The sequence below is a fragment of the Roseovarius sp. M141 genome, from assembly GCF_024355225.1.
GTDB lineage: Bacteria > Pseudomonadota > Alphaproteobacteria > Rhodobacterales > Rhodobacteraceae > Roseovarius.
Window position 1 is genome coordinate 96,966 of the sequence record NZ_VCNH01000004.1, and the last position, 9,550, is coordinate 106,515.

Below are 9,550 nucleotides of genomic sequence, written 5' to 3' on the forward strand. Positions count from 1 at the left end.
CGGTATGGCTATAAAAGAGCAAGGCTTCAGGCTATCTCCTCAGCAGCGGCATATGGTGCGTTCCGGCTCTGACCGGGAGCAAATCTGCTTCACCATGACACTGTCGGGTCCAATCGACCAGGCTGGTTTGCGCGAGAAATTCGGACTGCTTATTGATCGACACGAGGTCCTTCGCACGCAATTCAAGTGCCCGGAAACCTCCCGCTTCCCGGTTCAGGTCATCCAACCAGAAAGTGATAGCTTCTCCCAAATTAGCCTTCAGATCACGCAGAGCAAAGAAGGTTGGAGGCTGACCGCAACCCTGTCCGCACTCGCTCTTGATCTCGCCGCCGTCGATATCCTGTCACGCGATTTTCTCGCGTTATGCGCTGGATCCAGCGTTGCCGAGCCCATCCTTCAATATGCTGACGCCAGTGAGTGGTTCAATCAGCAACTAGAGGACCTTCAGGATAGAGCGGACGCCTTTTGGCAGGAAAGAACCCGAGCAGGCGCGGGCCCGCTTGACGCATTGACCTGTATAGACTGCGCAGAGCCCGCGAGTCTGGCAATCGGGAAACAGCGGACCAAGGCTGTTTATGATATTTGCGACCATCATGGGGTCGACCCTGCGGCGCTTATGCTGGTGTGTTGGGCCCGCACGCTGGCAAGCACGCCGATTAACCCCGCGATAGTTCAGTTTTGCTTTGACGGCCGTATTTATCCTGAGTTGGACGATTTGGCCGGTCCGGTTGAGATTTTCGCCCCAGTCAAAACCACTGCTTGGTCGGATACTTCGATCATTGAGGCCGCGCGACTTCAAATGGTTGAAAACAGTAGCGCTGAACAGCATCTCTTTGAATTTGATTCAAGTCGGGGTTCGCCGAGCGCTGGCTTTCGAATGCAGGCCTTGCCAGAAGAGCGGACGGACGGCGCCTATCGCGTAAAAGTCGAAAGCGTTCGAATGCCGCCAGCGCCATCCGACACAACGCTATGGGTTAGACCCGAGGGGGACGACCTGCACCTCGAAATTCAACAACCCGAAACTGGTGACAGCTATTACCTGGCCCAGCCGGAAAAGCTGATCGAACGGTTTCTGGCTGTTCTCGACGCGGCGCTTGCGGCACCGATGGCGCCGCTGTCCCGATTGCCAGCCTCAACTAGCGAAGACGACATGCAGCTCCTTTCTGGCCTGAACGGCAGGCGGCGGGAGACTACGCCGCCCGCGAGCATAGTCGAAAGAGTCAGGCTTCATGCCCAGGAGCTTGGCAATCAACCTGCCATCCTTTCTCAGGACAAGGAAGTGTCTTATCAAGAACTTCTAGACCGAGCATTGACCTTCGCAGGCTATTTAGCCGATGTTGGCCTCGCCGCCGAAGATGTCGTGGCAATTTACTCGGACCAGACCGTAGATTGGTATACGGCGGTACTGGGCATATGGATTGCGGGTGGTGTGTGCCTCGCCATTGATCCGACGGTCCCTCAGAAGCGTGCGGATGCCGAGATAGAGATTTCAAGGGTTCGGTTCGCCGTAAGGCTAACGCCAGGATATGCCGCTCCCGACAGCGTGAAAATGCTGTCGTTTCCGCCGCCGCCAGGGTCATCCGCTATGATCGACCCTCCACTCCGGTCCACTCTCTCAGGCCTCGCCTTCGTCACCTTCACATCCGGGACGACAGGACGACCTAAGGGCGTGGCGACGGAGCACGGCAATCTGGCGCATTATGCGCGGGCCATGGCGGAGCTACTGAAACCGCTAAATGCGGATCGGCACGCGTCGCCAGCCGCGCCCTCGGTCGATCTGGGCATGACGTCATGGCTGGTCGCGCTCTGGACCGGCGGTACAGTGGTGGTGTTACCGCCAGAAGCGCGATTGAGCGCGGAGAAATTCGCTGCGGCCAATACTAAGCTGGCTGTCGATTACCTGAAGATCACCCCCTCCCATCTGTCGATGATCCTCCAATCGGAACACGTCTCCGCTCTGCCGGCCAAAGGATTGATATTGGGGGGAGAAGAATTACCGGCAGGTCTGGTTCGCACGGTTTGGTCGCTCGCCCCCAGTCTTTCAGTCATCAACCATTATGGGCCTTCGGAAACCACCGTGGGAGCCCTCGCGCAAGTTCTCGATGCGGATAGCCTCTCCGGCGATGCTGCGGGTCTTGGTCAAGCCCTCTCCAGCGCGAGCGTATTACCAGACGACACGGTGCCCCTACCGCTTGGACAAATCAAAAGCGAACTCTGGATCGGTGGCGACACCGTGGCGCGAGGATACCTAAACGCCCCGGCGGAAACCGCAGAACGTTTTCGGCCAGATCCGCGCGCGCAGGAACCTGGGAGACGTGTATTCCTGTCAGGCGATCTCATTCGACTGCGCGAGGACGGGAAAGCGATCTTTGCTGGTCGGGTCGATGATCAGGTCAAGATCCTTGGGCATCGTGTCGAACTAAGCGAGGTGAACGCTGCTCTGATGTCTCAGTCCTCGGTTCATCGAGCCGCAACTTTGGTGGTTGGATCTGGCGTCAACCAGCGACTGGAAGCTTTCGTCGAGGGCGATGCAGCACTGGACTGCCCCGCGGTTCTGGCGGCGCTTGCGCAGATTCTCCCAAAGCACTCCGTACCCTCAAATCTTCATGACGTCGAGCAGTTACCCATGCTCGCAAGCGGCAAAGTCGATCGCAAAGCGCTGTTAGCTCTGTCGATTGAGAGGCGGCGTCCAAGACGTGCGCCGGCCGGTTTTGCCGAAACGGTCATCTCTGAAATCTTCGCGGATGTTCTCAGTTCCCCCGTCGACGATGCCCATGCGTCCTTCTTCGATATCGGCGGGCATTCTCTTCTTGCAACACTCGCCATCGCCAGGCTTCGAGAAGAGCTTGGCCTTGATCTGGAAATTGAGACCTTTTTCCGCAGCCCGACCGTGGCGGCGTTAGCGGAACTAGCTCAAGCCCGCATTCCGGAGCGACTGAAAATCGTGGAAGAAGTCTACGCCATGACCGATGACGAAATCGAACAAGCGCTCGTGAAACGGCAGGATTGATGGACGCACACGCTCGCCGGAACCTAATCGAATCTCTCCTGCGCGAGCGTGGGTACGGCTACGATGGCGGTGTCGTCGCCGTGGATCGCGGTGCTCCGTTGAGGGCCTCCCTAGCGCAGGAGAGGATGTGGTTCTGGGATCGAGCGACGTCGCCCAGATCTTTCCTTCACAATGTTCCGCTTACTGCCCGCCTGCGCGGTCCCATCGATGTCGAGTGCCTTGGCCAGGCCTTTCAAGCGATCATCGACCGACATGAGTTGCTTAGGTCTTCCTTCCGCTTCATTGGCGCTGAGCTTTACCAATATTCCAACGAGACGCTCGCGGCCCCAATGACCTTGATCGATTTCTCTAATGAGAATGATCCTTGGGCGAGTTATGAACTGTTCGGCCTCGCCGACGCTCGACACTGCTTTGAGCTTACACAGGTGCCCTTGATAAAGGCGAGCTTGGCGCGCATTGCCGCTGATGATCATGTATTGCTCGTCACCGCGCACCACATCCTGTGGGACGGCTGGTCGACAGGCATGTTGGTGTATGAGCTGGCGGCGCACTACAAGGACTTGCAAGCTGGCGCGAGCTTGTCGCTCACCACCCTCCCGGTTCAATATGCGGACTGGTCGGCCTGGCAGCACCGTGTTCTGCGCGGCGAACGGCTCGAAAAGCTTCAGGCCTACTGGCGCAACGAACTCGCAGACGCCGAAACCGTGCATGTGCGTCCAACCAAAGTGACGCCGCCGTCCGGACCCAGCGACAAGGGAAAGACTATATCTTTTAGCGTCTCGGACACATTGACGCTGTCCCTACAAGAGTTCGGCAAGCAAGAAGACGCGACCCTCTTCATGGTACTAATGGCTGCCCTCACAGCCTTGATTCACGGCCGATCCGGCGAATCTGACCTGACTGTCGGCGGATTGATTTCCAACCGGACCACGAAAGGTATCGAAGGCCTGATCGGCTATTTCGTTAATACAGTCGTAATCCGTAGTCGCGCAAGCGGCGCTGACACGTTTCGCGACCACCTCCGCCGGATCCGGAGGGTCACGCTGCGCAGTTACGAACACCAGGCCTTGCCGATTGGCCGCGTCTCGCGCCTTGCTGCTCCGGCTCGAAAGCGAGGGTTTGACGACCCGCTCTACAGCGTCGACTTCGTTTTTCAATCGGCCGAGCGGCCTGAAACCGACTTTGGCGACGTCGCGCTCAGCGTCCCAGACCGTAACACGCGCACCGCCGATTACGACATGGGTCTAGTAATGTGGCAGCGCCTGCCCGACCTCAAAAAGACAGCCGGACTTGAAGGCTGGTGGGAGTACAAGACCGATCTGTTCGGCGACGCGGCGGCGCAGGCCTTGATCGATCAATTTGTAGCGATTTTGTCGACCGTCGCTGACGAACCAGACACGCGTTTGTCTGACTTACCGCCTGTTTCATCCGAAGACCGGACGAAATTCAGTGTATTGGGAAGCGCAGAGTTCGACAGCGCACCGTTGTCACCGTCATGCCCCCGGCCGGCTAATGGGGATCCCGATGAGAGAGTTTGGCGCGACGCTGATGGCGAAATATGGTCGTTCCCGTTGATCAAGGCGGCGCTTGCGCCCACGGCGGCGTCACCAGATCAGCCATGGCTCCGCCTTTGGCGCGGGCTACTAGACGGTGATGCGGTCGCCGTTTCCGTGCCAGCCGAGCGGTTCGGCGCGCCCGAAACAACGGCCCGTTTCACCGCCGACGCGGTAACCGCCGGCTGCGCGGCGCTTATCGATCACTTTGGTCTTGGGCCAAAGGATCACGTTCTCCAACTCGGTCAGGGTCATGACATGGAATCGCTCTGCGTCGCCATGACGAGACTGTCCATTGGCGCCCGGGTAACCCAGTCGCCTCACGATGCAGTCAATGCCAGCACCATAAGAGATTGGGTTTTCAAGGACGGTGCAAACGTGATCCATTCAGGTCCGGAATTTCTACGTCTCTTGTTGAACGAATTCGAAGTCAACCCCGGCCTGACGCATCAGCTTCGTGCGGTTTTCGTCTCGGCAGGTCCGATCACAGAGCGTCTGGCGCGGACGTGGCGCGCCACCCTTCCCGGCGTCGCACTTTGGAGGGCCTTCTGGCCGCCCGTCGCAGCCGGTCCCTGCGCCTGGCACGAACTGGATACGGACGTTTTCTACGATTCGCGTTGGGACCGGATTGGGTCCCCAGCGCCGGGACACCAGCTTTTAATTCTCGACGGCGCGGGCGCACCTTCGTTGCCGGGAGCTGTCGGCGATCTTTTTGTCGCTGGCCCGTCGCTGGCCTGCGCCGTCGAGGCTTCGAAGTTGGGCTTGCCGAAGCCACCCTCTTATCAGTTGAGATCAAACCCGTTTGCTACGGGACCCGCTGGCTTTATGGCGACGAGCGGCTTGCGCGCGCGGGCCGACCTGGAGGGGCGAGCAGAGTGCCGCATGGACACGCCGGAACTTGTCCATCATGCGTCGGGTCCCGTGGCAGCGGAGCAGATAAATGAGGCGTTGCGCATTGAACCTTACGTCGAGTCTGCCCGCACCGAGTTCTCGCTGGGAGAGGACTGTATCTGGTCATCCATTTCATATGTCGAACTGACCGAGGCGTCCCCGGCTAAAGCGCAAATGGCGCTGCAGTCGCTATGGAGGAGCGCGATAGCATCAGATTGGACGGATTTTGCCGAAACCAATCCCGAAGTTCTAGACTGGGTCATCTCGCAGATTCACGAGGACGAGTGCATCTTGGTCGTTTGCGCAGCGACAGACGCCCCGCTCGCAATCAGAGTCACTAGCTTTGCAAAGCAGACGACTGTTTTCTCTTTAGACCAGATCGAAGCGATTGGCGCCCTGCCCGCCGAACACTTCGGCGCAGTTATTGTCGACACGGTGGTCGCCTGCCTCCCCGGGTGCGAACATCTTATGACCTTCATCGACCGGCTACTGGGCCTCGGACGAGCGGACGGAAGATTGATCCTGTGCGGTCTGCGCAATGATGATCTTATTTCTGCCTCAGCGGCGTCGTCTTTTCTAGCCTGCGCGGCGCCGGACACACCGGCTAGTCACGCGCATCATTTTGTAGAGAACGCGCGCCGGCTCGGTGTTGAATTGTCGGTCAGCCCACAAGGGTTTGAGGATTTTTGCTTGTCCCTGCCGGGCGTTGACGCTGTCTTGGTTCAGCCCCGCGTCTGTCTGGAAGACACCGCCGCAGCGACTTTGCTCTTCGATGGGGTCGTCTACAAACGGACCAGCGCGGACCGCCAGGCGGCTCAGAACCGGGTTTCGTGGCAGCTCCACCTGGGAGAGGAACAGCTCGATGAGCTCATTCCCTCCGGCAATCTTCAGGACATTGTGATCGAGGCGTTTGCGGATCGCCGCGTTCTGGACGCGCGCGCATGCGAGCGGGCGACAGATGAGATTCTGCCTGGCGCGACAATCGACATTCTGAAAAAGGCGGCTGCACAGCCGGACCATTTGCTCGACTTCGACCGTCTTCGTGATGTGATGCAAGCCCGCGGTTTCCATTTTGTGCAAGCGCGTTTCTCTCAGACTCCGGACACCTTCGACGTCGCCTTCTCAAAGTCTCCCGCCAAAACCGTCCCGTTTTCTAGGCGCTCTCAGCCTGTGGAGGTTCGCTCGACAGACTGGACATCGTCGCCAGCGTCTAAGGTGGAGCGGCTTCAGACCGTAATCGCCCTGCGAGTCGCACTGGCGGACGGCGATCCGCCAGGCGTCGAACCGGATTTGATCTGTGTAATCCATGACGCCTCGCCCCTTCCAAGCTATGGCCTCAACCTCGCCACTTTTCCAGCGCGTCCGCGCCCCAGCGGACAACTGACTTCGCCTGTTTCACGGGCATCGAGATTGGCGCAAAAAATCTGCGCCGACCTGAGCGGCGTCCTTTATGGAGGCCACGATCGAGAAATCATCCTAGGGCTGTTGGCGCAGCCTGCTCTTCGCACCCTACTCATAGATGCCCTGGAAGCCACCGGCCATGGCCCGCTTACTAAGACCGACGTGGATTCGACGGCTATTTTGCTCGATCTCTTAGATCAGTGGCCTGGCAATTTGAGTGAGAAAATTGATGCCAAATGAAACATCCGGAAACAACGAGAGATCCAAGGAAGCCAAGCTGAATACAAGGCTTCGACAACTCTCGCCAAAACAGCGCGCTCTTCTTGAAAAGCGCCGGAAAGGGAACACCGCTGCCATCGAAGCCACACAGTCGCCATTGATTCCCGCCGCCGATGCGCCTAACGAGGTTCCGCTCACCCCCGTTCAACAGGCCTACTGGATCGGACGTTCATCCGAATTCAGCATGGGGTCTGTCGCAGCCTTCGGCTATGCCGAGTTCGATGTCGAAGACTTGGAGATGGATCAGGTCGAGGCGACCTGGAATAGGTTGATCGAACGGCACCAAGCGTTGCGGACCGTCATCACGGCCGAAGGCCGGCAAAAGTTCCTCAATCCTGCTCCACACTATGCGATCAAGGTCTACGATGCGAGCTGTGATTCCACTGAGGATCGTGAGCGCCATCTAGATGAGACCCGCCAGTCTATGTCTCATCAGGTCATGGATTGCATGCAGTGGCCGCTCTTCGATGTTCGGGCGACCAGGCTTTCGGATTCGCGTCACAGGCTCCACGTAGGTTTCGATACAATAATCGTGGACGCCCGCAGCTTCGACATACTTTCGAACGAACTCGATCAGCTCCTTGAAGACCCGGCGTCAGAACTCGCACCGCTTAGAATCACGTTCGCAGACTATGTGAATCGGTCCACGCAGGATCTAAATGCTTTGAAGACGCGGGCGAGAACCTATTGGATTTCCCGCCTCGACGCACTCCCGCCCGCACCGCCGCTTACCCAGCAACACGGAGCTGAGGGCGACTCACGGCGGTTCGCCCGACTGCAACTCGACGTGCCTCGCTGTCGCTGGGATCGGTTTTGCTGCATTGTTGGCGAGCGGCAGCTGACGCCGTCCAGCGTTCTGCTAATGACGTTTGCTGAAGTCATCTCTCATTGGAGCGGCGTCGACGACTTCACACTGAACCTAACCCGGTTCAATCGGCGTCCTTTGCACCCGGATGTCGAGAACATTGTTGGCTGCTTTACGGACCTGTCGCTGCTAGAAGTGAATCGGCGCGACGCTCACACTTTCGAGGAACGTGCGAAGGCGCTCCAAGCCCGGCTCTGGGAGGATCTCGACCATAGCGAATTCGGCGCTACCGAAATCATGCGCGAGTTAAGCAAACGCGATGGCGCGATGCGCCTTATGCCTGTGGTTTTCACAAGTGCATTGGGCGGCTCCCGAGAGGCAGGGCGCGGGCGTCTGGGGAAACCCGTGTATGCGATATCACAAACGCCGCAGGTGACGATCGACTGTCAGGTTACAGAATCTGGCGCCGGCGTTGAGATCTTCTGGGACTACGCCAAAGACGCCTTTCCCAACGGCTATGTGGAGGCGATGTTCTCGCAGTTCCGCTCCATAATGGAGCAAACTCTGACCGACGACTCAGTTTGGGGCCAGTACGAACTCGTTAAAACTCCAGCTGAACACCTTTCAAAACGGTCGAATCTTGAGACCGTAGATTCCTTTCCCGGCCCCGATTTGCTCCATGCACTGATCGATTTCTCAAAGTCCGACGCGACTGCCGTCGCCGGTCTTGATCATGCGCTTAGCTATCGGGCCTTGGACGCCCGCGCCAACGCTATAGCGGCCAAAATCCAACGGGCGGGTGTTCAGTATCAAGATTTGGTCGGCGTCAGTATCGAGCGCGGCCCTGACCAAATCGCCGCGGTCTTAGGTGTTTTGCGTGCCGGAGCCGCTTTCGTACCATTACCGCCCGACCTTCCGCCCGCTCGCCTTGAAACACTGGTGCAAGAAGCTGGGATAAGAGTGTTGGTGACAGGCGCCGAGCGCGTTGCGATTAAGACGCTGGTCGGGATCACCACTGTGTGCATCAACGGCGCGCTGCCCGAAAGCGAACCAGTCACGGCCCCGTGCTCTCCGAACGATCTCGCCTATGTAATCTTCACGTCTGGAACGACGGGTTCGCCCAAAGGCGTCATGATCTCCCACCAAAGCGCAGTTAACACGGTCCGTGACATGATTGATCGTTTCGGCCTGGACAGACATGATGTTTTCCTCGGCATTTCGGATTTGGCCTTTGATCTGTCGATTTTCGACATCTTCGGCGCACTTGCAGTTGGAGGGACCCTGGTCACGACCGCATCCGACATACGCAAGAAAGATCCAGCACATTTCCACGATTTAGTTGAACGGCGTCAAGTGACGGTATGGAACTCCGTACCCGCGATCATAGGAGTATATTGCGACTATCTGGACGCGCATAAACACAAAGCCCCGTCGCTGAAGACCGTCTTCATGAGCGGCGACTGGATTCCAACCGATTTGCCGGAACGGATCTTCAAGTTCGCTCCCAACGCCGAAGTCTATTCCGGCGGCGGTGCCACAGAAGCCTCGATATGGTCGGTGATCCATCCAATCATATCTGTAGATCCAACTTGGACCAGCATCCCCTATGGC

Annotated in this window: 3 protein-coding genes; all 3 read left to right on the top strand. The window is 58.2% G+C overall.

Annotation, left to right across the window (positions count from 1 at the left end; translation table 11 throughout):
- The first annotated feature begins 4 nt into the window (after window positions 1-4).
- Complete coding sequence (locus FGD77_RS03155) at window positions 5-3,010, top strand: non-ribosomal peptide synthetase (protein WP_255006290.1); 3,006 nt, start codon at window positions 5-7, stop codon at window positions 3,008-3,010.
- Window positions 3,010-7,095, top strand: a complete 4,086-nt coding sequence (locus FGD77_RS03160) for a condensation domain-containing protein (protein ID WP_255006297.1) — start codon at window positions 3,010-3,012, stop codon at window positions 7,093-7,095. The genes FGD77_RS03155 and FGD77_RS03160 overlap by 1 nt, the downstream gene beginning before the upstream one ends.
- A partial coding sequence (locus FGD77_RS03165; RefSeq protein WP_255006299.1) for an AMP-binding protein occupies window positions 7,085-9,550 on the top strand: 2,466 nt, incomplete at its 3' end. The genes FGD77_RS03160 and FGD77_RS03165, both read left to right, overlap by 11 nt.

Excerpts from the sequence above, each read along its gene's own strand:
- FGD77_RS03155 (WP_255006290.1), top strand. The coding sequence starts at position 5 with ATGGCTATAAAAGAGCAAGGCTTCAGGCTATCTCCTCAGCAGCGGCAT.
- FGD77_RS03160 (WP_255006297.1), top strand. The coding sequence starts at position 3,010 with ATGGACGCACACGCTCGCCGGAACCTAATCGAATCTCTCCTGCGCGAG.